Source organism: Spirosoma humi, assembly GCF_054776575.1.
Genome location: NZ_BAAHBR010000001.1, coordinates 117138 through 142711 on the forward strand (window position 1 = coordinate 117138; position 25574 = coordinate 142711).

The 25574-nt window shown below is 49.8% G+C and carries 25 protein-coding genes; 9 read left to right on the forward strand and 16 right to left on the reverse strand.

Annotated features, from left to right (window positions below):
- Window positions 1-30 precede the first annotated feature (30 nt).
- A complete protein-coding gene (locus tag ACYU8Y_RS00485) occupies window positions 31-978 on the reverse strand; it encodes an ABC transporter permease (protein WP_460933079.1) in 948 nt (315 codons plus the stop codon).
- A 62-nt stretch (window positions 979-1040) separates the two neighbouring features.
- On the reverse strand, window positions 1041-2543 hold the full coding sequence (locus tag ACYU8Y_RS00490; protein ID WP_460933081.1) for a sugar ABC transporter ATP-binding protein: 1503 nt from the start codon (window positions 2541-2543) through the stop codon (window positions 1041-1043).
- A gap of 79 nt (window positions 2544-2622) precedes the next feature.
- Between ACYU8Y_RS00490 and ACYU8Y_RS00495 the strand changes: the two genes are divergently transcribed.
- The gene (locus tag ACYU8Y_RS00495) at window positions 2623-3414 is read left to right on the forward strand and encodes an MBL fold metallo-hydrolase (protein WP_460933083.1); all 792 of its coding nucleotides are present in this window, start codon (window positions 2623-2625) and stop codon (window positions 3412-3414) included.
- Between the two features lie 12 nt (window positions 3415-3426).
- On the opposite strand, the gene ACYU8Y_RS00500 is transcribed toward ACYU8Y_RS00495, so the two are convergent.
- The 4 genes from ACYU8Y_RS00500 to fmt form a co-directional block, all read right to left on the reverse strand.
- Entirely contained in the window at window positions 3427-3927 is a 501-nt protein-coding gene (locus ACYU8Y_RS00500) for a dihydrofolate reductase (protein ID WP_460933085.1), read from the reverse strand.
- A 375-nt stretch (window positions 3928-4302) separates the two neighbouring features.
- A complete protein-coding gene (locus tag ACYU8Y_RS00505) occupies window positions 4303-5181 on the reverse strand; it encodes an HNH endonuclease (protein WP_460933087.1) in 879 nt (292 codons plus the stop codon).
- Between the two features lie 5 nt (window positions 5182-5186).
- Window positions 5187-6371, reverse strand: a complete 1185-nt coding sequence (locus ACYU8Y_RS00510; RefSeq protein ID WP_460933089.1) for an AAA family ATPase — start codon at window positions 6369-6371, stop codon at window positions 5187-5189.
- 42 nt (window positions 6372-6413) lie between these two features.
- Complete coding sequence (fmt, locus tag ACYU8Y_RS00515) at window positions 6414-7337, reverse strand: methionyl-tRNA formyltransferase (protein WP_460933091.1); 924 nt, start codon at window positions 7335-7337, stop codon at window positions 6414-6416.
- A 312-nt stretch (window positions 7338-7649) separates the two neighbouring features.
- Between fmt and greA the strand changes: the two genes are divergently transcribed.
- Window positions 7650-8123 carry a transcription elongation factor GreA gene (gene greA, locus ACYU8Y_RS00520; RefSeq protein ID WP_046376277.1) on the forward strand — a complete coding sequence of 158 codons (474 nt, stop codon included), beginning with the start codon at window positions 7650-7652 and terminating at the stop codon, window positions 8121-8123.
- An 83-nt stretch (window positions 8124-8206) separates the two neighbouring features.
- Window positions 8207-8596, forward strand: coding sequence for an HIT family protein (locus ACYU8Y_RS00525; protein ID WP_460933093.1), 390 nt, complete (start codon window positions 8207-8209; stop codon window positions 8594-8596).
- A gap of 130 nt (window positions 8597-8726) precedes the next feature.
- Here ACYU8Y_RS00525 and ACYU8Y_RS00530 read toward each other — a convergent pair whose 3' ends face one another.
- From ACYU8Y_RS00530 to ACYU8Y_RS00540, 3 genes are all read right to left on the reverse strand, one after another.
- The gene (locus ACYU8Y_RS00530; protein ID WP_460933095.1) at window positions 8727-10235 is read right to left on the reverse strand and encodes a tagaturonate reductase; all 1509 of its coding nucleotides are present in this window, start codon (window positions 10233-10235) and stop codon (window positions 8727-8729) included.
- Between the two features lie 157 nt (window positions 10236-10392).
- A complete protein-coding gene (locus ACYU8Y_RS00535; RefSeq protein ID WP_460933097.1) occupies window positions 10393-11385 on the reverse strand; it encodes a PfkB family carbohydrate kinase in 993 nt (330 codons plus the stop codon).
- Between the two features lie 40 nt (window positions 11386-11425).
- Window positions 11426-12775 (reverse strand): MFS transporter, encoded by a 1350-nt coding sequence (locus ACYU8Y_RS00540; RefSeq protein ID WP_460933099.1) that lies wholly within the window; start codon window positions 12773-12775, stop codon window positions 11426-11428.
- A gap of 136 nt (window positions 12776-12911) precedes the next feature.
- Here ACYU8Y_RS00540 and uxaC point away from each other — a divergent pair, with 136 nt between their 5' ends.
- Both uxaC and ACYU8Y_RS00550 read left to right on the forward strand, forming a co-directional pair.
- Entirely contained in the window at window positions 12912-14342 is a 1431-nt protein-coding gene (gene uxaC / locus ACYU8Y_RS00545; RefSeq protein WP_460933101.1) for a glucuronate isomerase, read from the forward strand.
- A 163-nt stretch (window positions 14343-14505) separates the two neighbouring features.
- Window positions 14506-15357 (forward strand): alpha/beta fold hydrolase, encoded by an 852-nt coding sequence (locus tag ACYU8Y_RS00550; protein WP_460933103.1) that lies wholly within the window; start codon window positions 14506-14508, stop codon window positions 15355-15357.
- 35 nt (window positions 15358-15392) lie between these two features.
- On the opposite strand, the gene ACYU8Y_RS00555 is transcribed toward ACYU8Y_RS00550, so the two are convergent.
- The 5 genes from ACYU8Y_RS00555 to ACYU8Y_RS00575 all read right to left on the reverse strand — a co-directional run bounded on the left by ACYU8Y_RS00555 (window position 15393) and on the right by ACYU8Y_RS00575 (window position 19381).
- Window positions 15393-16670, reverse strand: coding sequence for a metal-dependent hydrolase family protein (locus ACYU8Y_RS00555; RefSeq protein ID WP_460933105.1), 1278 nt, complete (start codon window positions 16668-16670; stop codon window positions 15393-15395).
- An 80-nt stretch (window positions 16671-16750) separates the two neighbouring features.
- Window positions 16751-17179: a hypothetical protein gene (locus tag ACYU8Y_RS00560; protein WP_460933107.1), complete on the reverse strand. Its 429-nt coding sequence runs from the start codon at window positions 17177-17179 to the stop codon at window positions 16751-16753.
- Window positions 17180-17275: 96 nt separating this feature from the next.
- Window positions 17276-18394 (reverse strand): glycoside hydrolase family 18 protein, encoded by a 1119-nt coding sequence (locus ACYU8Y_RS00565; RefSeq protein WP_460933109.1) that lies wholly within the window; start codon window positions 18392-18394, stop codon window positions 17276-17278.
- Window positions 18395-18761: 367 nt separating this feature from the next.
- Window positions 18762-19148, reverse strand: coding sequence for a type II toxin-antitoxin system VapC family toxin (locus tag ACYU8Y_RS00570; RefSeq protein ID WP_460933111.1), 387 nt, complete (start codon window positions 19146-19148; stop codon window positions 18762-18764).
- Window positions 19145-19381 carry a hypothetical protein gene (locus ACYU8Y_RS00575; protein ID WP_460933113.1) on the reverse strand — a complete coding sequence of 79 codons (237 nt, stop codon included), beginning with the start codon at window positions 19379-19381 and terminating at the stop codon, window positions 19145-19147. Before ACYU8Y_RS00575 ends, ACYU8Y_RS00570 begins: the two co-directional genes overlap by 4 nt.
- Window positions 19382-19555: 174 nt before the next feature.
- Here ACYU8Y_RS00575 and ACYU8Y_RS00580 point away from each other — a divergent pair, with 174 nt between their 5' ends.
- From ACYU8Y_RS00580 to ACYU8Y_RS00590, 3 genes are all read left to right on the forward strand, one after another.
- Complete coding sequence (locus ACYU8Y_RS00580; RefSeq protein ID WP_460933115.1) at window positions 19556-20926, forward strand: AGE family epimerase/isomerase; 1371 nt, start codon at window positions 19556-19558, stop codon at window positions 20924-20926.
- A 13-nt stretch (window positions 20927-20939) separates the two neighbouring features.
- Window positions 20940-21848 carry a sugar phosphate isomerase/epimerase family protein gene (locus ACYU8Y_RS00585; protein ID WP_460933117.1) on the forward strand — a complete coding sequence of 303 codons (909 nt, stop codon included), beginning with the start codon at window positions 20940-20942 and terminating at the stop codon, window positions 21846-21848.
- A gap of 215 nt (window positions 21849-22063) precedes the next feature.
- Complete coding sequence (locus ACYU8Y_RS00590) at window positions 22064-23860, forward strand: M61 family metallopeptidase (RefSeq protein WP_460933119.1); 1797 nt, start codon at window positions 22064-22066, stop codon at window positions 23858-23860.
- 42 nt (window positions 23861-23902) lie between these two features.
- On the opposite strand, the gene ACYU8Y_RS00595 is transcribed toward ACYU8Y_RS00590, so the two are convergent.
- A complete protein-coding gene (locus tag ACYU8Y_RS00595; protein ID WP_460933121.1) occupies window positions 23903-24205 on the reverse strand; it encodes a hypothetical protein in 303 nt (100 codons plus the stop codon).
- A 170-nt stretch (window positions 24206-24375) separates the two neighbouring features.
- Between ACYU8Y_RS00595 and ACYU8Y_RS00600 the strand changes: the two genes are divergently transcribed.
- A complete protein-coding gene (locus ACYU8Y_RS00600; protein ID WP_460933123.1) occupies window positions 24376-24990 on the forward strand; it encodes a DUF3137 domain-containing protein in 615 nt (204 codons plus the stop codon).
- 97 nt (window positions 24991-25087) lie between these two features.
- Here ACYU8Y_RS00600 and ACYU8Y_RS00605 read toward each other — a convergent pair whose 3' ends face one another.
- Window positions 25088-25390, reverse strand: coding sequence for a hypothetical protein (locus ACYU8Y_RS00605; RefSeq protein WP_460933125.1), 303 nt, complete (start codon window positions 25388-25390; stop codon window positions 25088-25090).
- Window positions 25391-25574 lie beyond the last annotated feature (184 nt).

Sequence of the window (25574 nt, forward strand, 5' to 3'; positions counted from 1 at the left end):
TTTCGTAGTGTATGGTCGTGATGGTCAGGATTAATCATTGCCCGATTGATTCATGCTATCGAGCACAACGGCCCCGATGATGATGGTCCCCATGACAAGCTGCTGGTAATAAGACGTTACGTTGAGCAGATCAAGGCCATTACTGATTACGCCGATCAACAATGCCCCGATCAGTGTACCCGTCATGGTTCCGGTGCCGCCGGAGGTGCTGGTGCCGCCAATGATGGCAGCGGCAATGGCATCTAGTTCAAATCCCGTACCGGCGTTGGGCTGGCCCGTTGTAATGCGGGATGTCAGCAGAATACCTGCCAGGGCCGCCAGTCCCCCACAGAGGGTATAAACGACCATTTTGACGTTGGTTAACTGAATGCCCGATGCCTTGGCCGCCTGCTCGTTGCCACCAACAGCATACATGTACCGGCCCAGAACGGTTCGTTTCAGCACGACAGTGCAGACGATAAAAAGCGCAATCAGCGTAATAATGAGTGTTGGTATGCCCAGAATTTTTCCCCCGCCCAGGAAGTTGAACGAATCCGATAAGTTGGAAATGGGACGCCCGTTGCTGAGAATCAGGGCGAGTCCCCGACCGATGGTCATGGTGCCCAGCGTAACAATAAAGGGTGGTACGTTGCTGCGTGTAATGATAAATCCGTTGAAAGCACCGAAGAGCAAACCCGCGCCCAGGCCCGCCAGCACAGGAACGGCCACCGGGTATGTATCCGGATGGGCAAAGGAGGCCGCTACCACACCCGTAACCGCCACCATGGAGCCGATAGACAGGTCGATACCTCCCGTAATGATGACAAACGTAACGCCAAACGCCAGCAAGGCGTTAATGGATACCTGCGTCAGAATAATCATCAGGTTCTGAACCGTCAGAAACTTGGGTGTTGTGAACGAAATGACAAGACAAACAGCCACGAAGGCGACCAGAAGGCCGTATTTTCGGAGGATGCCACCGGGTCTTCGTGTAGACATTTTGTTCGTTTGAGCGAAGGCGGTACTACTGCCGTTTTTCATGGATCGGAAAAAGAAGGGGGCTAGTAAGGGTGCATGGCATAGTGCATGATCGTTTCGGGTGTGGCATCGTTTCGGGAAAGTAGAGCGGTCTGCTTTCCCTGCGATAACACCAGTATCCGATCGCTCAGGCCCAGAATTTCGGGAAGCTCCGATGAAATCAGGATAACCGCCAGACCGTCTGCCGTCAGTTGATTGATCAGTTTATAAATTTCAGCTTTGGCACCAATGTCGATCCCTCGGGTTGGTTCATCCAGAATAATGAGCGCTGGTTTAGAAAGCAGGACTTTGCCAATAATTACTTTTTGCTGATTGCCTCCGCTCAGGTAGGTCACCGGTTGGTTAGGGCTGGCGGCTTTTATCCGCAAATTCGCGACCATGGCATCGGCGGTTTCCGCTTCGTGCCGGGCCTTGATAAAGCCTCTTCTTGCCTGGGTCGCTATGCTCGATAAGGTGATGTTGTGCCTGACCGATAAACGCGGAATGAAACCGAATGCTTTCCGATCTTCGCTCACGTAGCCGATGCCCTGCCGGATCGCGTCATGAGGAGACTGAATGGTTATCGCGTTCCCACGCAGATATAGTTCACCGCTGCTGATCGGGTCCATGCCAAAAATGGCGCGGGCTATTTCGGTTCGCCCGGCACCCATCAGGCCCGCAATGCCGAGAACCTCACCGGCCTGAACGGTGAAGCTGATATCCGAAAAGCTACCGGTTCGGCTGAGGTTCCTGACCGACAGAACCTCGTCTCCTTTGGGGCTGTTGTTAACAGGAAACAAGGTGTCGATCTCCCGACCAACCATCAGCGTTATCAGGGTGCGCTGATTCAGCTCCGAAGCGGGTTTTGTGGCAATGTACTGGCCGTCGCGCAGCACCGTAATGGTATCGGCAATGGCGAAAATCTCGTCCATTTTGTGCGAGATATAAATGATTGCGACGCCTTTTTCCGTCAGCTCCCGGATAAGCCGGAAGAGGGTAGCCACTTCATTGTCGGCGAGGGCCGAGGTGGGTTCGTCCATAATGATCACCTTTGCCTCGTTCGACAGCGCTTTGGCAATCTCAACCATTTGTCGTTCGGCTACACTCAGGTGCTTTAGCTGGACGGTGGGCGCTATGTCCACGCCCAGCTGATTCAGCAGTTCACCCGCTTGGCGTGTCAATTTCCGGTCGTCCAGCCAGCCAAACAGGCTGCGGTTCGTTTCCCGGCCGAGGAAGATGTTTTGAGCCACCGTCAGCTCAGGAACCACCAGTATTTCCTGATGAATCATCGAGATCCCTTTTTTCAGGATGTCGTTAACGTTGTTGGTCGTTAAGGGTTCGCCGTCCATAATGATCTCGCCCGAATCCGGTGTCAGGAGGCCGATCAACAGCTTCATGAAGGTGGATTTGCCCGCTCCATTTTCGCCCATGAGGGCATGGACTTCGCCTTTTCTGACCCTCAACTGGACGTTATCCAGTGCCTTTACCCCCGAAAATGTTTTCGTCAGCCCCGTTACGGTAAGAATAAACTCCTGATCGACATACATACGCTGCTGACTGATAGTAATCCTACTTCAGCCGATACAAGGCGTTTTGTGTCGAATTTTACCCGTACTTTGTCATCTTATGGAATTGTTCATCACCTCGCTGAATTCGGGCAGCAACGGAAATTGCTATTATATTGGAAATGAGCAGGAAGCGGTCCTGATCGATGCCGGGATTTCCTGCCGCGAAACCGAACGGCGAATGGAGCGGCTGGGCCTTTCTCTCCAGAAAGTCAAGGCAATTTTTGTTTCGCATGAGCACGGAGATCACATTCGGGGCATTCCTCAACTGGCCAAAAAATACCAGTTACCCGTTTTTATTACGCCTGGCACCCTGCAAAACTCGGGTTTGCCGCAGACGGGTTTCCCATTGAAAGCCCTGCGGGGCTATGAGCCCATCTGGATTGGTGAGCTGTGCATTACGGCTTTTCCGAAGCACCACGATGCCTCCGACCCGCACAGTTTTGTGGTCGCGGGCCGCCACACCAAAGTAGGTGTTTTCACGGACATTGGTGCGCCCTGCGAACACCTCATTCATCACTTCGGCCAATGCCATGCCGCTTTTCTGGAAGCAAACTACGACGAAGACATGCTGGAGAAAGGTCGGTACCCGTATTTTCTCAAGAACAGAATCAGAGGGGGAAAAGGCCACTTGTCTAACCAGCAGGCTCTGGACCTGTTCCGGACCCATAAGCCTGCTTTCATGAGTCACGTGCTGCTGTCGCACTTGTCGAAAGACAATAACTGTCCGGAGTTATCCAAGGCCTTATTCGACTTCCACCGGGATACGACCGAAGTGATCGTTGCTTCGCGTTATGAGGAAACGCCCGTGTACTCGATCAGAGCAACGCATGCGGTTGGCAAACTGGCCTAAGCTATCGGACAACTAGTTGTTTCGCTCATACTCCACAAAATCGAAGGCTGCCGCGTGGCGCTCGTCGGTAGGGTGGGGGCGTCGGCTCACTTCGGTCCACTCACTTTTGTCGAAGGTTGGGAAATAGGCATCCCCTTCGTAAGTCTGGTGAATTTCGGTCAGGTAAAGCGTGGTCGCTATGGGCAACGCTAGTTTATAAATTTCGGCTCCGCCAATTACGAAGATTTCGTCGGTGGCTTTATCTGCCTTTTTCGCTTCGGCAAGGGCTTGGTCGAGCGTATGCACCACAGTTACGCCGGTAGCCGTAAAATCCGGGTTGCGGGTAATCACGATATTCGTGCGGTTAGGGAGTGGCTTGCCCAGGGCTTCCAGCGATTTACGTCCCATGATGATGGGATGATGGCTGGTTTTGCGTTTGAAAAAAGCAAAGTCGTCGGGCAGGTGCCAGGGCATGTCGTTTTCACGACCAATAACACCATTTTGAGCTACCGCAGCTATTAGACTGATTTTCATAAGGTAAAGAGTGATTGAGCAAATTGCTTAATCCAGCTATATTCACTCATTTATAATTTTTTGCGTTTTCCATCAACTCACGCCAGGTTGCAATAATAATACCTTCTTTTTCGACAAAGGCTTTTGAGGCAGAATTCATATAACGGTTGTTGAATTGGAAATGCCTTTATCGTCCCCATATTCGATTCATAGCTTATGCCATTATTATCGACGTCGGAAATAACGACTTTTTTCCCTTTTAGAAAGCTGAGTTTCTCAGCGTAGGTCTCACTTTAGGCGTTGGTTGTCAACTCGATGAGGTAATAATTAGGAGGAAAAGTAAGAATAGTTTCATAGGGGTATGGTTTAGGGTTGTACAAGTTGCAAATGGCATGCTTATTTAGGTATTGGCCATAATCTTCCCTGCAGATAAAGTTGAAAACTTTGCCTAATATATGCCTGCTGACCAGCAGGGAACCGAGATACAACAAAGGTGTCAAAATCATCGAATAAGGCGTTTGTCACTCGGGAGTAAGGCTTATCTGCCTGCCGGTTTAAAGCGGCCTCTTCATAAACATTCTGCATGGCATAGCGATATGTTTCTTCATCAATTTCTCGCTTAAGGTATTTCAGGAGATGCTTTTTAAGTTTCTCTATTATGTCATCAGTCATGTTTTTACGGTTCTTGATGAGTTCATCTCGTTCGAGGAAGTATAATTCAATTGATTTTTTCCCCCTCTCTGTTTTTGAATCAACTGTTCCGTTGGGTCGAAAAATCAAATGCTTGTCAGGGTCATCTAACTCCGGATTTAGCAATAAAGGGTGTTCAGCAAGTAATATAGACTTGTCGGCCCGGCAACAGTCGTTTGTGGGGAAGCCCTTACTGTCAAGATCAGGTTTCGAAACGCGGTTAGCTTCGTTCTGTAAGGGAAAGCTATGCAACTTTCTGCCATTACATTTCTCACAACTTAAGATAAGGTTACTCCATTCATAGGCTAGCCAATAATAGCCCTCGTGATTAGGGACGTCTTTAACACCCGCTTTAGGACGGAAATGATCTACGCGTAACGAAGCTCCGGCTGACTCGTGGGTTTCACAATAGCCGCATTTATACTTATAAATTTTCCGTAAAGTCTCGATCGTACTGTCACGGTAGTGATAGCTGCTAAAGTTGTGAGTGGCTTTTTCAGCAAGTGCTTTTTGGCGCTGTGCCTGGCACGAATCACTGACAAGTCCTGTAGGTGGATTGTCAAAATCTTTTTGTACGCGAATCATGCGGCCTATTCCTGAAGAAGAGCGGGATATTGAGAAGGGTCGTTGTCGAGTTCGCGAAGTTGTTTATCTATTGCATTATTGGCTACTACTTCGTCGTATGTATCTTCCGTTCTTAATTTTCCTATATCTTCATTTGCGATTGGCCTGATCGTGTCCATATCAAAAATTGGGGAAGTCAGAATAGAGTTAGGCAGTAAGTTGGCCACGTCTATATCGATCCGCTCGACCGTAATGCCTTTTTCTTTAGACCGGTCTAGTTTCAGAAATACTGAGTTTTTAGGCGCACCAAGAATGGGAATAACGCTATGTGTAGCGGCAATAAACTGGATGTTAGGGAAAACTTTCGAGAGTAATGTTGGTAATTGATACTGCCACTTAGGATGTAAATGATTTTCCAGTTCGTCAATCAGCACAATACCCGCCAGTTCACTCAATTGTTTGACGTGAGGTTGCTTACGAATGAATCGAATCAACAGATCACCGATCAAACCAATAATACTCCGAAAGCCAGCCGCTAGCTGATTGAATGGCACAGGATCAAACGTAATTGTTTCGTTATCTTCAGCCCGTTCTACATAAAGTACCTCGTAATCATCCTGCTCATTTTTCTGCACGATAATGTCGGCCAAATGCGGAATCACTTCTCGAAATAAGGCTTTGACCTGGTCCAGTCGTTCGTTTTTTTCCAGATGCCATTCGATCAGTTTACTTTCAATATTGAGCAGAATACCGTCGGGATTGAAAAGTCCATATGTAGTTGAGCTTTTTTCCGCAACTTCATTTTGGCTCATTTTCGCTTGTATCTGCAAGCGAGAAGGGCCATAACAAGCGAGATGTTCGAGTGGAAGAAAGCCGTCACCTTTTGCCCATAAATTATTAATAGTGTTAAAGCTATTGTTGATAAACTCTACACCAATGAATGGATATTCAAATTCAGCTTTCTTCAAGCTAAGCATATCGTTGTGTACACCATATAGCCCAACTGCAATAGATCGTAAGAAGGTTGTTTTACCAAATCCATTTTCGCCACTGATAAAAATCCAATTTGTATCAATTGGAATATTTTCAACCCGACATTCAATAATATCTTGACTATTAACGATTACAATCCGCTTAATGCAAAAGGGTAAACACCGATTGCGCTTATTATAAATGCTATCGGATGGTTCTATAATTAAGACAGGATTCATTGTTTCAACTTGTTTTAATTGCCAATTTACAACAACCCAAATTCACAATTTATTCCCCCGCAAAAACTCTTCGGCGGTCATGCGCCGTTTGCCTTCGGCTTGCAGCGCGTCGATCTGGAGCCAGCCATCGGCCGCTCGAACCAGAATTAGTTTCTTGTTGTCCGAGTAAGCTTCGGCAGGCTCTGCCGCAAAGGGAGACTCGTTTGCCAGCGATACCGCGTAAATCTTGAACACCTTGCCATTGATTTTTGTCCAGGCCGTTGGGTAAGGCGATAAACCCCGTACAAAATTGCGGATCGTGACTGCCGGTTGGTTCCAGTTGATTTCGGTCGTTTCCCGGCTTAGTTTGGGCGCTGGTTTCAGATCGTGGGCCTCGGGTTGTGGCGTACGTGGATACGCGCCGTCCTCGATAGCGTGAACGGTTTTCAGAACCAGATTGGCTCCGCGTTCCATCAATCGATCATGAACCGTTCCGGCCGTGTCGTCAGGATAGATGGGCTCATAATCCTGAAAAATCATCTGCCCCGTGTCGATCTCTTTTTCGATAAAAAAAGTGGTGACGCCCGTTTCGGTTTCTCCATTGATGATGGCCCAGTTGATGGGCGCGGCCCCCCGGTACTGGGGCAGCAATGAGCCGTGTAGGTTAAACGTTCCTATAGTAGGCATGGCCCAGACCACTTCGGGAAGCATCCGAAATGCAACAACGACCTGAAGGTCAGCCTGGTAGCTGGATAATTGTTCCAGAAAGGCAGGGTCGCGGAGTTTTTCGGGCTGCAGAACCGGTAAATTAGCGGCTTCGGCGGCTTTCTTAACGGGGGAGGGCGTAAGCTGAAGCCCGCGTCCGGAGGGCCGGTCGGGTGCTGTCACAACGGCAACAACCTGGCAACCGGCACCCAGAAGGCGTTGGAGGCTGGCAACCGCAAAATCGGGCGTGCCCATAAACACAATGCGAAGGGGCTGTGGCATGAATCAGTAAATCGTTTTTTACGTAGGTCCGCGACTATATGTTGATATAGCCGGGAAGTATTTTTACTTTTGTATCACAAGACGCGTTGCTCCGAACGCCTTGCAAAAGAATGTGACCGGCCAATAAATGGCTTAGCCAATGCGACGAATAAGTTGTTATGTTCCTAAACCGAGCGCTTCGGAAATCCGACGGCGACTCTGACGCGTCTGCAAAGAAAACCAATTTGGTTGCAGAACGGTCGGCGTACCGTTCTTTTTGTTTTTAAGGAGCACACCGAACTAATAAGAATAACGAGTTAGTACTATTATATTATGGCAAAGATTTCATATTACACCGAAGAAGGACTCAACCGGCTTAAGGCTGAACTAGTGGAGCTGAAAACCAAAGGCCGGACGGCTATTGCTCACCAGATTGCTGAAGCGCGTGACAAGGGGGATCTTAGCGAAAATGCTGAGTATGATGCGGCAAAAGATGCGCAGGGCTTACACGAACTGAAAATATCGAAACTCGAAGAAGTCTTGTCGAACGCCCGCGTTCTGGATGAATCCACCATCGATACCTCGCTGGTGTCGGTCTTGTCGAAGGTGAAAATCAAGAACGTGAAAAGCGGGGCAGAAATGCTCTATACGCTGGTTTCCGAGGAAGAAGCCGACCTTAAAGCAGGTCGGATTTCGGTGGGGTCGCCTATCGGAAAAGGACTCCTTGGCAAGCGTGTTGGCGAGACTGCCGAGATCAAAGTACCGGCCGGCGTTCTGGAATTTAAAGTAATCGAGATTGCCCGCTGAGTTTAGCGAATCGTGTAGAATGATAACCAATCGTATGCTGAGTTCTTATTCTGCATTTTTCAGTCAAAACGATACCCGTACTTATGCCTTCTATCTTCTCCCGAATCGTGGCTGGCGAAATTCCGGCCCACAAAATCGCTGAGACCGACGACTATCTGGCTTTTTTAGACGTTATGCCGACGACGACCGGACATACGCTTGTCATTCCTAAAAAAGAGGTAGATTACCTGTTCGATCTGGATGACGAGCTCTATTTGGGTTTGATGGCTTTCGCGAAAAAGGTGGCTCCAGCTATTGAAAAAGCCGTACCCTGTTTGCGTATTGGCGTCGCGGTAGTCGGGCTGGAAGTACCTCATGCCCACGTTCACCTGATACCGATGAACGACCTGGCCGATATGAACTTTCAGAATAAAATGAAGCCAAGTCAGGATGAGCTGGCGGCAACCGCCGAGAAAATCAGACGCTTTTTGTGATTTTTTGGTGGTGTCAGTTTCTTAAAACTGACACCACATTACATTATAAGTAAGAAGGCCCGACAGTTTGACGCTGTCGGGCCTTCTTACTTATAATGATGACGTTGTAATCTTGACGTCCAGGTTACGTTTATTCAACGGCGCCTTCCAGGGTCTTGACAATGCCCAGAGTAAGTAATGAATTTAAGTGTTTCGCAACCGCTTCGCTGAAACCCGGTAGGGTAGTCAGGTCGTCTTGCCAGAGTTTCGTGTCGGACAAAACGCTTTTGACAAAGGCCTGTACGGTGGCTGGCGTACGTTCTTTAACGGTTTTCCAGTCACCATAAAAGTACCCGGCTTTATCATCACGGATGGGATAATTGAGCTTGCCACCGCTTGGCAGGGCAATCTCTCCGAAAAATTGTCCTTTCTCTTCCCGAACGGCTTTCATAAACAGCAAATAGGCCGCAAAACCGAGTGCCATCAGGTTAGGAACTTTGTGGAACTGCTCGTAATACCGTTGCAGTGTCGCTACGTTACGAGCCTGCATTTTAGCCGTTTGCTGGAGTGAAATATTGAGTAGCAAATGGTCGAGGTGCGGGTTCCTGAAGCGATCCAGCACATCGTTGGCAAACTGCTCAACGGCGTCTTTATCCATTCCCGGAATGCCATAATCGGGTACGGTCGGAACAATTTCCCGCAGCATCAGGGACTCAATGAACTTACTCATGGCCGGGTGGAGCATTTCATCGGCAACCGTTTCCAGCCCCAACAGATAGCCCAGTGGCATGGTAAGCGTATGCGTGCCATTGAGTACTCTGAGCTTACGCTCTTTATAGAAATTTATGTCCTCGTCGATAATGATCTGAGGAGTTGATGGCCCCGCAAATGAAAGGGTTTCCCGGACGCGGTCGTCGCCCTCGATAGCCCACAGATGATAGGGCTCGGTAAACGTAAGCAGGTCATCTTCATAACCGGTTTCCTGCTGGACGAGTTGTTGGGCACTTTCGGTAGGGCGGGTAACGATCCGGTCGACGAGCGAATTGCAGAACCGAACGTGAAACTTGAGCCATTTCGTAAATAGTTTGCCCAGTTCATTAAATTGGGCAAGTTGCTCGACGGCATCCCGTAATTTTAGTCCATTGTCGGTAACTAGCTCGGTTGGAATAACCACCAGCCCCTTGGCTTTGGAGCCGCCAACGCTGCGAAACCGTTCGTACAGAAAGGCCGTTAGCTTGGCCGGGAACGACTGCGGTGGGTGTTGGAAAATACTCTCCTCAACGTAGTTCAACCCAATTTCGGTCGTGTTGGAGATGATGATCTGCAGCTTCGGATTCCGCGCCAGTACCAGCACATCATTCCACTGCGTTTGAGCTGCCAACACCCGGCTAATGGCCGAAACAATGGTATTTTCTGATACTTCTTTCCCTTGCTGAAGACCCCGAACGGCAACCGTGTACAGATTGTCCTGCTCCGAAAACTCGTCGGTCTGGCTATCCGTCGATTTGACGACAACGATTGAGCCTTCAAATCGTCCTTCGCTATTGGCTTTCTGTACCAGATAATCAGGTAAGCCGCGCAAAAGGACACCAGTGCCGAACTGTAGAATCTTTTCGGGAAAAACGGGAGCGGGGTGGGTCGAACGGGTTAATTTAGCCATGGTTGGGTGTGCAGCAGGCGGGCCTGCGGTCATCGGTCAGATGGGTTTTTTGTTAACTAAAATTGACGTTTTGCCTTAATTGTTCATAATTCAGCAATAATACGAACTACATCGTTATTCCTGACGGCAATCTTATCAAAAGCGTTATTCGCCAGGCTTATCGCTTCAGTTTGCCGGAACTGTCGCCGTTGGCCAAGTTGTCTACTTCGGCAACGGTGGCCAGATTGACATCCCCCGGAATGGTATGCTTGAGAGCCGACGCGGCTGCGCCAAATTCAATGGCGCGCTGCAAATCGTTGAGCGTCAGCAAACCATAGATCAAGCCCGCCATGTACGCATCGCCCGTGCCGATTCGATCGGTAATGGGGTTGATGTTATAAGTCCGGGATTTGTACACCTCCTGTCCATCGAACAGCTTGGCCGACAACTGGTTGTGCGACGCACTGATCGATCTCCGTTTGGTGTCGGTAACATAGCGTACGTTGGGGAACCGTTTCATCAGGGCTCGTCCCGACTCCTGGAAGTTGCTGCCAACCACGCCATACAGGTCGGAGAAAAGATTCTTACTGCCCAGCACAAGGGTGCATCCTTCGGTTAGAGCAGGCATAATTTCCTGGGGCGTTCGCCCATATTGCCACAGATTACTCCGGTAAACAATGTCGGTAGATACCGGAACGCCCAGCCGATTGGCGGTCTGTATGCCGACCAGCAAACAATCGGCTGCACCCTGCGAGAGGGCAGGCGTAATGCCCGTCCAGTGGAACCAGGAAGCCCCCTGCAAGATAGGTTCCCAGTCAATTTCGTCCGGGTGAATACGGGCAAACGCCGAATCGGCCCGGTCATAAATAATCTGGCTGGCCCGGCTACCGACCCCCGTTTCCAGAAAATACAGACCCAGTCGTCCGTCGCCGTGACGAATGTGCTCCGTACTGACGGCGTATTTACGAAGATAGCCCGAAGCCGCGCGGCCCAGTGCATGGTCTGGAAAGCGAGTAACGTGGGCTGCCTGTAGGCCAAACTGGGCGAGCGACACGGCCACGTTGGCTTCGGTGCCCCCGAAGTGCATTGCTAGCGTGTCGGTTTGGGCAAAGCGTTCGACGCCGGGCGGACTTAGTCGAAGCATTACTTCGCCAAAGGTGACAATTTTCATTGGTCGATGGGGTATAAACGTGACTTGGCAGGAAGCCGCCTTACAACTTCCCATTGATACTATACTCCCTCAGGAGTTCTTCTGTTCGCACCGGCTCTAATTTCGGTAAGACCAGATGAATAATAACAAGCGCGATCAAATACGAGCAACTGGCAATGACAAACATGGGCAGGTAGCCAAAGGCCGTAATAATCCGTCCCGACAACAAGGCCAGCAGAATACCGCCCACGGCGCCGAACATTCCCCCAATACCCGTAACTGAGGCCACTACATTCCGGGGAAACAGATCCGACGCGAAGGTGTACATGTTGGCCGACCATCCTTGATGGGCGGCTGTTGCCAGGGCAATAAAGGCTATGGCAACGGTTAGGCTATTGGTTTGGGCCGCAAAAAAAATCGGGACAACGCACAGGGCACAAATGAGCATCGTGGTTTTTCGGGCGCGGTTGGCCGACCAGCCCCAGCGCATGAACTGCGTGCTGAGCCACCCGAAAAAGACACTGCCCGCATCGGAAACAACGTAAATGATGAGAAACGGGATGCCAAAACTTTTCAGGTCGAGTCGTTCGTTGAGGGCATCGTTTGAGTTGAAAAAATCAGGGAGCCACGACATATAAAACCACCAGATCGGATCGGCCATAAACTTACCGATAGCAAACGCCCACGTTTGCTTATACCCCAGCAACTGCCCCCAGGAAACCTTCAGGGGCGGTAATCGTTCGTCGTCTTTTCGAATGTAAGCCAGCTCTTCGGGCGACACGTTCGGGTTTCGTTCGGGTTTACTGTACATAAACCACCAGAAAATAAGCAGACAGAAACCCAGTATGCCCGTAATTAAAAAGGAACTACGCCAGCCGAATGCCAAGATCAGGTAAGGTACGGCTAGCGCCGTCACAATAATGCCCACGTTGGCCCCCGCATTGAAGAGGCCATTGGCGAAGGAGCGTTCGCGCCGGGGAAACCACTCGGCTATGGTTTTTATGGACGATGGAAAGTTGGCTGCTTCGCCGAGGCCCAGCAGCGCCCGCATCCAGCGTAACCCGGCAATGGTATTGACGAAGGCCGTGAGGACGGCCGCAATGCTCCAGACCAGAATGCCCAGCGAGAAGCCCCGGCGGGTCCCTATCTTGTCGATGAGCCAGCCAACGAGCAGGAAACCAATGGCATAGGCAAATTTAAAAGCCGCATCGACATCGCCATACAGTACTTTGAATCGGTCGGTTGCTTCACGGGTCAGTACGGCATCGGGGGCAACACCCAGCATTTCTTTCCGAAACAACTCATCCGTCATCGTGAACGACAAGACTTGCCGGTCTATGTAATTTATGGTCGTTGCCAGAAAGAGCAACGTGACAATACGCCAGCGAAAACGGCCAGAAGGGATGGGCATTGGCAAATCAACAAAGATTTTTTGGAAGAAAAGCGGGCACGGGTGCTTTTTTACCTTATCAGCGTTGTAAGTTAGTTACCTGTAAAAAAATAGCCCAAAAGCCGGGAGAATTAAACCGGCTTCTGCTTTCATTCGCATGCACATACTCGCTCCCGCTTCCACGTTTCTGTCCGACGACTTTCTGTTGCAAACCGAAACGGCTCGTCGGCTCTACCATGACTATGCCCGGCAGATGCCGATCATGGATTACCACTGCCACCTGCCTCCCGACCAGATTGCCACCGACCGTCAGTTTGAGAACATGACACAGCTTTGGCTCCATGGTGATCATTATAAATGGCGGGCTATGCGTACACATGGCGTTCCTGAGCAGTATTGCACGGGCAATGCGAGCGATTGGGAGAAGTTCGAAAAGTGGGCTGAAACGATTCCCTATACCCTTCGGAACCCGCTTTACCACTGGTCGCACCTGGAATTGAAAAATCCGTTCGGGATTACGGACGTGCTCAATCCGTCAACGGCGCGATCAATCTATGATGCGTGCAATGAACAACTGCCGCAGCTATCTACGCGTGCGTTGCTTACCCATTTCGATGTTCGGGTGGTGTGCACGACCGATGATCCGCTGGATTCGCTGGAGCACCACCGTAACGTGAGTCAGGAGCAGCGTGAGGGCACCACCGCGTTCGGCACGAAAGTGCTGCCCACTTTCCGCCCCGATAAGGCTATGGCCGCCGAAGATCCCATTGCTTTTCGAGCCTATATCCATAAACTGGGTGAGGTGACGAAGCGGGAAATTCTGACCCTGACGGACTACCTCGAAGCGCTGAAAGCCAGGCACGACTACTTTGCCGACATGGGGTGCCGCTTGTCCGACCATGGTCTGGAAATGATCTATGCCGAGCCGTACAAAGAGGGCGACGTTCAGCGGATATTCGACCATTTGCACCGGGGTGTTGTCATTCCACCGGCCGATGTGCTGAAATTCAAATCCTTTATGCTGGTGCAGTTTGCCGAATGGGATCACGAAAAAGGCTGGACGCAGCAATTTCACCTGGGAGCCCTCCGCAACAACAACATCCGCCGACTGCGTGATCTCGGGCCCGATACGGGATGGGACAGCATCGGCGATTTTCCGCAGGCCGCTTCGTTGTCCCGCTTCCTGGGTGGACTGGATGATCGAAATAAGCTCGCTAAAACGATACTGTACAACCTCAATCCGGCCGATAATGAAGTAATGGCCACTATGGTTGGCAACTTCAATGATGGCTCCGTACGGGGGAAAGTGCAGTTTGGCTCCGGCTGGTGGTTTCTCGATCAGAAAGATGGCATGGAGAAACAAATCAATGCCCTCTCGAACATGGGGCTGCTGAGTGCTTTTGTGGGCATGCTCACCGACTCGCGCAGTTTTGTGTCATACAGCCGCCACGAGTATTTCCGGCGGATTCTCTGCAATCTGTTTGGAAACGACATCGAAAATGGGGAGTTACCAAACGATATTGACTGGGTCGGGAAAATTGTTCAGGACATTTGTTACCAGAATGCCGAACAGTATTTTGGTTTCTAAGTGGGATTGAATCCTGTAAAGTCAGTTCCTTATAACTGACTCATGAGGTTTTTTAAAACCGAATCCATGAAACTAGGTTTTGAGAAACCTAACGTGTCGGTTATTTATAACCGACACCACAAAAGGGCCTCTCTAACTTGACCAACATTTTTCCTTTCCGTCAATGACGCACACCTTTGTCGACGTAAACAGCCAGTCTCCGGTACGCTTGCATGTGGTACAGGCCGGACCGACGGAGGGGCCGCTTCTCATTCTGTTGCACGGTTTTCCGGAATTCTGGTATGGCTGGAAACATCAGATTGATGCGTTGGCGGAAGCCGGTTTCTGGGTATGGGCACCCGATCAGCGGGGCTATAACCTCAGTGATAAGCCCGCTGATATCAAGTCGTATGCTCTGGATACCTTGGTCGCTGATGTAATTGGTCTGATTGAGGCCGCCGGGCGACAGAAGGCTGTGATAGTCGGGCACGATTGGGGGGCGGCTGTGGCCTGGTGGACCGCTGTTTCGTTTCCCGAACGGGTCGAACGGCTGGTTGTCCTCAACGTGCCGCATCCGGTTGCCATGAAGAAATTTGCCAGTCGTGATGTCGGTCAGATGCTGCGTAGCTGGTATATCGGCTTTTTTCAGTTGCCGGTCTTGCCCGAATGGTTCGCCCGATTGGGAAACGCGACGGCCCTGGTTAAAACACTACTCGGTAGCAGCCGTCCCGGAACATTCAGGCGAGCGGATTTGATGCAGTATAAAGCTGCCTGGCTGCAGCCGGGGGCCATAAAAGGAATGATCAACTGGTATCGGGCCGCGCTCCGGATACCGCCGGCGAAACGCCCATCCATTCGGGTTACTGTACCGACGTTGTTGATCTGGGGCGTCCGCGATCAATTTCTGAAGCGTGAAATGGCCCAACTCAGTATTGATCTGTGCGATAAAGGTCGCGTAGTTTTTTTCGACCAGGCAACCCATTGGGTTCAGCACGAAGAAGCCAAACGCGTCAATGAATTGATCATAGCGGACTAACCTGTATGCGTTAGCCCGCTATTCCATTTACTGTATTACTGCTTGTAAACCTTTCCGTCTTTCATCACAAACCGGACGGCTTGCAAGGTCTTGATGTTTTGGAGCGGGTTTTCATCTACCGCAATAATGTCGGCAAATTTGCCCGTTTCCACGGAGCCAATTTGGGCATTCATGCCCAGCAGTTTAGCGTTGGTCATCAAAGCCGCTTTGATGGCTTCTACAGGCGGCATCCCCGCTTCGACCATGTACTCGAACTCCTTGGCATTGAAGCCGTGAATGTAAACGCCTGCATCGGTGCCGAACGCGATCTTAACACCCGCTTTGTATGCTTTGGCAAACGTAGCCTGAATTTTAGGGCCGATCGCTAACGCTTTGGGGGTAACCAGGGGCGGGTAGTAGCCAAAGTGCCGGGCCGAATCGGCAGCCGTTTTTCCCGCAATGATCGTTGGGACGTAGTAAGTGCCGTATTTTTTAAATAATTCAATGGCTTCATCGTCCATCAGCGTGCCGTGTTCGATGGTCTGCACCCCCGCCCGGATGGCGCGTTTCATTCCCTCGGCTCCGTGGGCGTGGGCCGCCACCGAAAAACCATAATCCTTGGCGGCATCTACCACCGCCTTAACTTCCTCTTCCGTAAACTGAGCGCCCGAACCATCTTTCGCGTTGCTCAATACGCCACCGGTCGCCGTAATTTTGATCAGATCAGACCCATCTTTATAGCGTTGCCGAACGGCTTTGCGGGCATCTTCCGGGCCGTTGATGACGCCATCCTCCGGGCCGGGGTCGCCCATCAGGTCTTTCCGGTACCCGTTGGTCGGATCGGCGTGGCCGCCCGTTGTGGCAATGGATTTACCAACGGTCAGCACCCGTGGGCCATCGACCAGACCGGCATTGATGGCGTTACGAAGCGACACGTTTACCCCAGAGCCACCCAGATCGCGAACGGTCGTGAAACCAGCCAGTAACGTCGTTTTAGCATATTGAGCCGCCTGATACGCAACGTCGGGTGGATTTTTGGTGAAGCCGTCGATGGCCCCGCCCCGGCGCGTCTGGCCCTCCAGGTGAACGTGCATGTCGATCAGGCCCGGTAAGACGGTTTTCGACTTCATGTCCAACACCCGATCCTGACCGGTGGGGTTGGTATACCCTTTTTGAACAGCGGTGATTTTGTTTCCTTCGACAACGACGGTCATTTGTGGCTGTAAGCCATTGCTGACACCGTCGAAGAGGTTGCCGCAGTGAATTAACGTCCGTTGGGCAAAAAGAGGAGCGGCCAGCAGCGACAGGCCTGCCAGTAAATACAGTTTTCTCATAAAAGAAGTTAGTTGGGTACAAAAAAGGGCTACAACGATGCGTTGCAGCCCTCAAAATACAAAAACCCGTCAAACAATGCTTATAATTTTGATACCTGTACCACTGCCGTTTTGGGTTGTGTCGTAGAGGTAGAGCCTGGAAAAGGATTCACTTCGCGCAGGATCACTTTATAGGTTTCGTTTTTCAGTGAAACGGTCGTTGAGTCGGGTCGCTTGTTTGTGCTCCCCGGATCAGCGCCCAACGACAGTCGGACAGCGGTTGAATCTGAATTTTTTGACAACAGTAAGTTGACTTTTGCCTGCCCCGCCCAGATGCATGTAACATTCAGCGGGCAGCGGCTATCCTGAATCGAATCGGCACGAACGACAACATCCGAACCCAGGCGGCCCGATTGATGTAAGCCGATTGAAATAGAGTCAGAGGGAGTTGTTTCAGATGATTTGCAGGCTGAAAAGAGAAGTGTTCCCGTGATGAGTAAACCAGAAAGTTGTTTTATTGAGTTTAGCATAGTACCGGTGCTTTTTTTATGAGGATACCGGCGCTGGAAAAAGGGTTGCAACGAAGGCCATAAACAACAAAAAAAGTTTGTCACCCGGATGATTCGTTACAACTGCCGGTTAATCTCGCTCAACAAATAATCCTTGGGGTCGCTGAAGTACTCCCAGAACATAACCCCGGCCAAGCCATGTTTTTTTACGTAACGGCACTTGGCTTTTACGGATTCTTCGTCATCGTAGGAGACAAACCGTTTCAGGTCGGCATTGTACAGATAGGGTGCTTTGGCCTTCCGATCCCAATAGCGTTTGTAGGCTGGGTTGGTGAGCAAACTATCTTTGATGAAGCTGTACCCTCCGCCCCGTTCTACTTTTGTGATGGTTCGTGGGTGCGCTTTCGGGTTGCCCGTTTGCAACTGCCAGGCCCGCCCATAAAAGGCAATGCCCAACACGAGCTTTTCGGCCGGAACGCCTGCTTTTTCGTATAGCTTCACGGCTCGGTCGCCTGAAGTTTCATTCTCGACTTTACCCGTTGCGTACAGGTTTGTGTGGTGACCAGCCAGCGGCCCTCCGGTGAAGAAATCGTAGGACATGACATTAATGTAACTCAGGTACTGATGCGCCTTCGCCATGTCGGTATGAGTGAAAATATCGTCAAATCCGGGCAGGGCCGTCGTCACCAGATAATCTTTGCCTGTCTGTTGCTTTAATCCATTCAACTGTTCGCGCAATGCTTTGAACAGCAGGGTAAAGTTTTCCTTGTCTTCGGGCCGAAACACATTGTCTTCGCCCTTCATGCCGGGGTATTCCCAGTCGATGTCGATGCCGTCGAGCTGGTACTCCCGAACAATGTCCACCGCCGAAGCGGCAAAGGCGACACGCCCCGTATCGCTCACGACAGCGTCCGAGAAGTTTTCACTCCAGGCCCAGCCACCAATCGAGATCAGGATTTTGAGGTCGGGATTTCGGAGTTTAAGCTGGTTGAGATGCCTGAAATTGGTCGAGTCGGTAGCGAGGTTATGCAGCCATGCCCGGTTCTTTCGGACATCCACGAAGGCATAGTTGATGTGCGTCAGTTTTTCGGCCGCAATCTTGTCGGTATTCACCAGTCCACGAAACCCGCCAACGTAGGCCAGCACAATTGGTTTGGTTTTAGGGCCAGGTTTGGCCCCCGCAGATAGCCCAATCATCCCAGTCAGTAACGTGAGTAAGTAAACGAATCGAAGCATGAAATGTGTCGGTTTAAGGGTGTCTGCACCCCTGTTAGTGGAGTATTCGCATACCGGTCAAAACGGATTCACCGGTATCTGTGTATGTAAACTCAAAAACAAAGCAACATACTTGTGAGAAACGAAAATTTTGTCAAGTCCACCCATCAGAAACCTAAACAACTCGGTCGAGTTTTGCCAGAGTAAGCTACAGCTTCAATCCTCAGTTTAAAATGGGAGCACTACCTGGTGATTCCAGTGCCATTCAGCAGGCGCAGAAAGGAACGGAAGTCGGTGTTGTGTAAACGTATAATTTCAAACGTGTCATACCGTCCGGGCGTTATCCGTTGCTGAGCTTGACTACGATCGTTATATATCTAGTCACTAATTACCAAACGACACGGACATTATACGAACTGAAGTGCTTATCCCGGCTTAAAATAGTCATATCCTCAACCATTGCCTGAGCAATAATGAGTCGGTCGAAAGGGTCCTTGTGATAGAAAGGAAGTGAGCGGACAACGATCGTATGCGCTACCTGAATTGGTAAAAGATTAATGTTATTTTGACGCGTAAATGCCGATAACTGGTCGAGCGAAACGGATAAGTCGATCTTGCCGCCAATGCTGAGCTTGATAGCAAGCTCCCAGAATGAAGCAACACTGACGAAGTTACTAGTTGACGCATCTTCGATTGCAGTTCGACAGGGTAGACTCAACTCTTGACTGCCTTCCAAGTACCAAATAAGGGTATGCGTATCCAATAAAAAATTCACGGCATGTAATCGCTAAAATCATCTAATGGTGCATCAAAATCGTCCGCCATGAATGTAACGATTCCTTTTGCACTGCCAAAACGAGGTTTCTCAGCAACCGTGTTATGTAACAACCGCATCAAGTCGTCATATACACGCATAAACTGATCATCTGATAAATCCGCGATTTCTTTGACGATATGTATTTTTAGTTCAGCGGGCTGCATAAAAGGACTTTTAACAAATATAATCATTTTACATCTATGTCAAACCGTTAGTCTGAATCCACTTTTGTTGGGCCGAACTCACCCGATTTGGTTGTGCTGCCTGATAAAAGGGTAGTTAAATTCTGATACAATGCAGCCTTTGGGTATAAGCCGAGATAATGATGGCCGATAAACGATGAACCTACCCCTAACCATAACGTTATGAAAAACAGTGTTTTGGTACTTGGTATCAGCTTGCTGATGGCTGGTCTACCGTCGGTTGGGCTGGCGCAGAAAACAAATGCCGAACGATCCCGAATTGCCGCCGAAATGGAGAAATCCGTTCGTACCGAAATGCTTAACTACTGGTATCCGCTGGCGGTCGACAAGGAGTTTGGTGGATTTTTGAGTGCGTTCACCTACGATTTTAAGCCAACGGGAGCGCAGGACAAGATGATCGTGACCCAGGCCCGCCACGTATGGACAACCGCCAAAGCCGCCGAACGTTACCCAGCGGTTGCCCATTACAAGAGCAACGCCCAGCATGGGTTTCAGTTTCTGCGGGATAAACTATGGGACAAAGAATACGGCGGTTTCTATACGCTGGTCGATCGAAAAGGGGCCGTCAAAGGGGTTGGTAACAAAGAAGCCTATGGGAATGCGTTCGGTCTGTATGCGCTGAGTGCCTATTACCACATGTCCAAAGACACGGCTGCGTTAAATCTGGCGAAAAATACGTTCAACTGGCTGGAGCAGCATAGCCACGATCCGGTTTACAAAGGATACTATCAGCACCTGCAACGGAACGGCACACCCATCAAACGGAATGCCGCTGTACCGTCTACCTCCGACCTGGGTTACAAAGATCAGAACAGCTCCATCCACCTGCTCGAAGCACTGACCGAACTGTATGCCGTCTGGCCCGATCCCGTGGTGCGGGAGCGCCTAAACGAAATGCTTCTCCTGATTCGGGATAAAATAACGACGTCCAAAGGCAACCTGGTCTTGTTTTTTCAACCCGACTGGACGCCCGTCTCGTTTCGGGATTCGTCGGAAGCTGTAGTCCTGAAACACCGTAATCTGGACCACGTTTCGTTCGGGCACGACGTCGAAACGGCTTATTTAATGCTCGAAGCGTCTCATGCGCTGGGTCTGAAGAACGATGAAAGGACGCTCCACGTAGGCAAGCGAATGGTTGATCACGCTCTGACGACGGGCTTCGACAAAGCGGTGGGGGGCTTCTATGATCAGGGGTATTATTTCAAGGATAAACCCGGCATGTCGATCATTCGGGAAAGTAAAAACTGGTGGTCACAGGCAGAGGGGCTCAACACGCTGCTGCTGATGGCGAACAAATATCCGAACGATCCCATGCAGTATTTTAACAACTATAAACTGCTTTGGCAGTATTGTCAGACCTATCTGATCGACCACGAACACGGAGATTGGTACGAGGAGGGGCTGGACAAAGATCCCCAGCGCCGTACTGGCCAGAAGGGGCACATCTGGAAAGCGGCCTACCACACCTATCGAGCCCTGACGAGCTGTGTGGATCAATCGCGGGAAAATCCGGCGGGACATTCGGGTAAATAGATTTTATACATACATGATCCAAGTCAAAAATGACCCGTCGAGGAGACGTTTTCTGAAAACATCGGTGGCTTCTCTGGTGGGCACTGTCGGGCTTAATTCCCCCGCCGAAGCCTTCCCATTCTCCGCTGGTAAAGCTCCGTTTCTTCCTCCGTTGGGTGTGTGCGCGCCCTACGAGAAATCGGCTATGCTGAAAGAGCTGGGGTATTCCTTTGTTGAAGAAAGCGTTGGTCGCTTTTTGCTGCCTGATGGGGGGGAGGAAGCGTATGCCCGAAACCTGCAGCAATTAAAAACGACGGGTATGCCCATTCGGTCGTATATCTATTTTTTCCCCGGTAGCTTGAAATCGGTGGGGCCGACGTTACACCACGAGGCTATTTTGCAGCGGGCCGATCTGGCCCTGAAGCGGGCGAAGGAGTGTGGCTCAAAAAATATCGTGTTTGGTAGCGGTGGTTCGCGGGCCATACCCGATGGCTTCGATCGCGACAAAGCAAAAGACCAGCACATTGAGCTTTGCCAGAAAATGGCCCCACTAGCCGAGAAACATGGGGTGACGCTGGCCGTAGAACCGCTTAATCGAAGTGAAACCAACTTTATCAATAGTCTGGCCGAAGGGGTAGAAATTATCCAGGCTGTCAATAATCCGTGGTTCAAGTTGCAGTGCGATATCTACCATATGCTTAAAGACGACGAAAAGCCGGAAGAAATCATCAGGTACAAAGAATACATTGTGCATTGCCATTTGGCCGAGAAACAGAAACGAACGGCCCCCGGCCTGGCGGGCGATGATTTCAGGCCGTACTTCAGAGCCTTGAAAAAAATCAAATACAGCGGTGGCCTATCCCTGGAGTGTAACTGGACTGATTTCGATAAAGAGGTGAAGCAGGGTATTGAAGTGGTCAAACAACAGTTCAGCGAACTTTGAGCAAGTGTTTATGCCCACAGTTCGTGCAGTCCGTGAGGACACGGACCCAGGACGAGCAATCTATGTTACCTGAGCCTAACAGCTTAGGCAGATATGAAATTTATTAACCACATCGGACCGCCGTTTATCCTTAAATACTTCCGCAAAAAAAAGGGACGTTTATTCGGGCTGAGGACTTGGCTATCTTGCTCTACTTTCCGAAATAACGACCGTATATGAAGTCCTTACGCCTTCTGCTTCTGGCCTCTGCCATCTTCATGGCTCAACATAGTTTTGCCAAGCCAACCAAGCCACTCGTCTATGAAGTGAATCTTAACGACCGGGCTACCGATCAGTTCAAGGTGACGCTGCACCTAGATGGGTTGACGGCCGATAATGCCATTTATCAATTTGCATCCACCGCCCCCGGCACTTATCAGATCATGGACATTGGCCGGTATGTTCGGTCGTTCAAGGCATTTGACGGGAAAGGCCGCGAGCTGAAAACGAAACAAATCTCCACCAACCAGTGGCAACTTGACCAGCCGCAAAAGGTCCGTACGGTTCAATATAGCATTCTCGAAACCTGGGATACGCCCGTAAATGAACATAAGCCGTATAACATGTGCGGGACATCCATCGAGAAAGACCATGTGCTCATCAACGGACAGGGGGTGTTTGGGTTTCCGAGTGGCCTGCAGTCGTCGCCCATTGAGGTAAAGCTCGATTACCCGGCTGATTGGTCGGTTGGCACGGCGTTGGAGAAAAATGCGCAGGGTTATTTTACCGCTGCTAATTATGATCGCATAGTCGATTCGCCCATTTTGCTGGGGCGTCTGACCAAAGCCACGACTACAGTTGCCGGGGCGCAGATTGACGTGTATACCTATTCGAAAACAGACAAAATAAAGTCCGATCAATTGTTGACCAATATGCAGTCAATGCTGAATGCGGCTGGTCAGTTTTTAAAGCAGTTGCCCGTTAAGCGCTACACCTTTCTGTACCACTTTGAAGATCAGGACTGGGGTGCCTGGGAGCATTCCTATAGCTCGGAATATGTGATTCGGGAAGACGAATTTTCGAAAAAGCTGGCCGACAACATGACCTCGATTGCCGCCCATGAGTTTTTTCATGTGGTGACTCCGCTCAACATCCACAGCGAAATAATTCAGCAGTTCAACTTTATAACGCCCACCCCATCGGAGCATCTGTGGTTGTACGAAGGCGTAACGGAGTGGGCCAGTGATGCGATGCAGTTGCGTGGTCAGATCATGGACCTGCCTACTTACCTCAGTGAATTAAGCCAGAAAATTGCCTACGATAAAAGTGTCGATACGACTTATAGTCTGAGCAAGTTAGGGTTAACCTGCTACACTGACGAAGGCCAGCGGCAATACGGCAACATTTATGCCCGTGGTGCGCTGGTGGCGGGTTTGCTGGACATCCGCCTGCTCGAACTATCGAACGGAAAGCGGGGGCTACGGGAGGTTATCAATGAACTGGCAACGACCTACGGACCCAATCAGGCGTTTCCGGAAAAAGAATTTTTTGCCATTTTTACCCAGAAAACGTATCCGGAAATCGCTGATTTTTTTAATCGCTATATCAAATCTGCCGAGCCATTACCCTTCCGGGAATACTACGGCAAACTCGGTATCACATATACGCCGTCTGTCCCGACCGGACAAAAAGCGCCTTCTATGGGCATGGGTGTGGGTTTAGTCGACAACAAGATTGTTTTGACAACCCTGGGCGATTCGTTGCGGAAAGCTGGTTTGCAGGAAAAAGACGAATGGATTGCCTACAACGGCCAGCCCGTTTCGCTGGAGACGATGCCAGCCATTCAGAATGAACTCAAAAAACAGGCTGTGGGCGATAGTTATTCGTTGACGGTTAGGCGAAACGGCCAGGAGATAACCGTAAAAAGTACGGTAGGCGAAAAAGAACTGGTCAATAAATACGTTTTTCAGGTCGACCCACAAGCAACACCCGCGCAGCTACAATTGCGTGAAATCTGGCAACGGAACTTATAAAGTCATCTGACGCTGATAAGCCTCACTGATTCTTACAACGAGTCAGTTCAGGCAAAGCGGCACCAGGTATGTCAGTTTATTTTTTGTCGATTTTGCCAGGAGAAGCTCGGCATTGTGCAATGTTTTGACCAGAAAAAGAACCACTTCCTGTTGATAGGCTTGTAGGACAGCATCTACCGTAAAGCTGTCCGCCTGAAACGTTAACATGGACCGATTTAGGGGCAGATTTTCCCGTATTTCTGGCTTAAGAACAACAACAATCGTTTGAGCGTCCTTATACGGGTAAGCATCAGCAACGAAGGGAAGTTGCGAAACAGCAGTAATCTCTTGGGTTAGCCTAGACATAAGTACGGTTGGTTTTGTGTTGCTAATATAGGTCTATTTGGTTTTTAGTGAATAAAAAGTTTACCGATATGTTTAATTGTATATAAAATTTGGGCTAAAGTGGGTTGACCACCTAGACTTTACGCAACGACTTATAGCTATTCATAACTCTTCTTTTGATCGTTACTTTCATGAGCGTACTTCGGAAATGGTTTGGTCCTTTCAAGGATGAAGTTTGGCAACAACTGGCTGCAGAAATAAACGCTGATTACGTTGAAGGCGGTTTCTGGAAAGGTAGCAAGGTTGAAGCGAGTGTTCACGAATGGACAATAACCCTCGATACTTATATGGTATCGACTGGGAAAACACATATTACGTATACCCGCCTAAGAGCACCCTATGTGAACAAGGATGGATTCCGGTTTAAACTATACCGAAAGGGCGTTTTTAGTGGCCTGGGTAAAATGCTGGGAATGCAGGATGTTGAAATCGGCTCTCCCGAATTCGATGAAAACTTCATTATTCAGGGAAATGATGAGGCCAAGCTCCGGCTTTTGTTCCGGCCTTTAAAAATTCAGCAGTTGATCGACGCCCAACCCGCTATCAATCTGGAGGTTAAAGATGACGATGGGTGGCTGTCAACCCAGTTTCCAGAAGAAGTCGACCAACTCGTGTTCAACGTAGTTGGCGTTATTAAAGACGTTGAGCGGCTCAAGTGGCTTTATGAGCTCTTCGCGGAACTTCTTCAGCAACTCTGCCGGATTGGGTCGGCTTACGAGAATGATCCTAATGTAACACTAAGGTGATAGATCGTCGGCCGTTAGTCTGTTACCAAACGAGGGGCTCATGATTTCATGAGCCCCTCGTTTAGTAACAGACTTTTAGATTGGGAAATCAAGCCCGTTAGTTCATGAACAGTGGGTTAAGATGGGCTATTTTGTAGATAGTCGATCTGGCTAGCAGGTCCTCCGCAACGCGTAAGGTATCGGCCAGAAAGAGAACCACTTCCTGTTCGTAAGCCTGAATGACGGCTGGAACGTTAAAGTTATCCGCTTGAAAAGATAAAATCGATCGGTCGGGTGGGAGGCTGCCTCGTAGGGGAAATTTAAGAACGACAATAATCGTCTCGGTGTCTTTGTAAGGATAAGCATCGGCAACAAAGGAGAGATTATTGACGGCGTTGAGTTCAATATCTAACTGAGTCATAGATACAAGCGGTTTAAGATGCAGGATACGGAAAGTAAGGAAGTTGACTGTAAACGACCAATGGCTTAAGTTGATGTTTGTGTTAATTTATGCCGGGAAAAAGAGACTTATTAGACCGCGTTCTTATTGTTTACCCATGTAAAGACTATGAGACGGGTAGATTTGATCAGAGTCACAAGCCAGA